Consider the following 2,079-nt stretch of genomic DNA (forward strand, 5'->3'; position numbering starts at 1 on the left):
GTTTACATGGTATCATAAAAACAGTAAAAAGAGCATTTTTCTTCTTTTTTTCTGAAAAAAAGGGGATTCTTGACCTTTTTTGGCGAAAGATATTATGAACCTATTTTTTGGGAGAAATTTGAGAGAAAAGAATAGTACTTTGTGTGATGATTTTTAGGATTTTTTGACCTATTTAACTTAAAAGTTTGGTGAAATGACTTTTAATCAATATATACATATATAGTTCAGACAGGAGGCTTTATTTAAGTGGAGTTTATTTTAGGAGGTTTAGTATTAATTCTTGCTTTTTTTGTTATTGGATATTTCTTCAAAAAAAAGCGATACAAAGATATTGATAAATTAGAAGAATGGAAATTGAAAGTGATGAATCGCCCTGTACTGGATGAGCTCTCCAAAGTCAAACAGCTAAACATGAATGGTGAAACAGAAGAAATGTTTGAAAAATGGCGCAATGAATGGGATGAAATTGTAACCGTTCAACTTCCAGATATCGAGGGAATGTTTTTCGACGCTGAAGAATTTATTGATAAATATCGCTTTAGTAGTTCAAAGGGAGTTCAAAGGAAAATTTCACAAGAATTAAAGAAAATTGAAAATGATATTGACCGTATCATCGAGGAACTGAATGATTTAGTAGGCAGTGAAGAAAAGAATCGTTTGGAAATGAAAGAATTGCAAGAAGATTATCGACTAGCGAAGAAACAGCTTTTAGCACATAGACATACATATGGTAAGGCAGCAGATCAGTTAGAACGTCAATTAGAAGAAATAGCAGAAAGTATTTCTGTATATGAAGAGGTTACAGAGAAGGGTAACTATCTTCAAGCTCGCGAATATGTTTTAACGTGTAAAGGTTCAATGAAGGATATTCTTGCTAAAATGGATTCGATTCCAAACTTGTTAGTGGAATGTATGGCTACTTTACAAAATCAATTGACTGAATTAAAAGATGGCTATCAAGAAATGATTGAGAAGGAATACATATTAAGTCATTTAGACTTTCCGAAAACAATAGAAGAAATGGAAAAGCAGTTAGTTTCCTTTATTGAAAGGTTAGATCATGCAGACGTAATGGAAGTCGAGAGAGAAATTGAAGAGTTCAAAGATAAGGTTTCCGTACTTTATGAGTTATTTGAAGAAGAAGTAGTTTCGAGACAATATATTAACAATCATAGAGAAGGAATCACGGAAGAAGCAGCTGTCATGAAATATGAGAATGATAAATTAATGATTGAGATTTCCACTATTCAACAAAGTTATCATATTTCGGAATCAGAAATGAAAGTTCATCGCCAGTTAGAGAAGAAAATCGCGACAATTACTAAGCAGTGTGAACAACTGCAAGTGAAAATTGATCAGCATGATTTAGGGTATAGTATTCTCGGTGAGAACTTAAAGGATATTGAACAACAAATCGATAAAGTTAAGAAAGAACAAGATGCTTTTGCACGGAAATTACAAGCTCTTCGTAAGGACGAATTAGTTGCACGAGAGCAAATTAAAGAATTGCGAAATAAGTTATTGCAAGCGAGTAAACAAATTACTCAGAGTAATACACCAGGTGTGCCTAAAGAGTATGCGGGCTTTTTGAATGAAGCACAACGAGCTTTAAAAGATGTGAATGAGAAGCTAGAAGAAAAGCCATTAGATATGACTGCTGTTCAAATCTTTTTGAAGAAAGCAATTGAAATAGTTGATGAATTCTCCGATTTAACGAGAGAGTTAATTGAACAAATGATGCTAGCTGAAAAAGTCATACAATATGCGAATCGTTATCGTAGTAGATATCCTTCTGTTGAAAGTGCATTAATAGAAGCGGAAAATAAGTTCAGAAAATATGAATTTGGTGAAGCTTTGGAGGAAGCAGCTGCAGTGTTGGACAAAATCGAACCTGGTAGCATTAAAAACATTAAAATTGAATTGGATATTTTTGATTCGAATGATTGATAAATGTAACAATGCTCATTAAGACTATACTATATTCTTAATGGGCATTGTTTTTGTTATGACTATGATTTGAAATTTAAATAAAGCTGAAAAGGTAAATGGATATATCCAACAGAAAAGAAGCCGCAATTA

1 protein-coding gene is annotated in these 2,079 nt (G+C 32.6%); it reads left to right on the forward strand.

Annotated elements, in window-relative coordinates; genetic code table 11:
* The first annotated feature begins 246 nt into the window (after positions 1–246).
* A complete protein-coding gene (gene ezrA / locus V7014_RS07890) occupies positions 247–1,947 on the forward strand; it encodes a septation ring formation regulator EzrA (RefSeq protein ID WP_335505910.1) in 1,701 nt (566 codons plus the stop codon).
* Positions 1,948–2,079 lie beyond the last annotated feature (132 nt).

Origin of the sequence: Bacillus sp. JJ722 (assembly GCF_036963345.1) — a bacterium.
Lineage (GTDB): Bacteria > Bacillota > Bacilli > Bacillales > DSM-1321 > Bacillus_AD.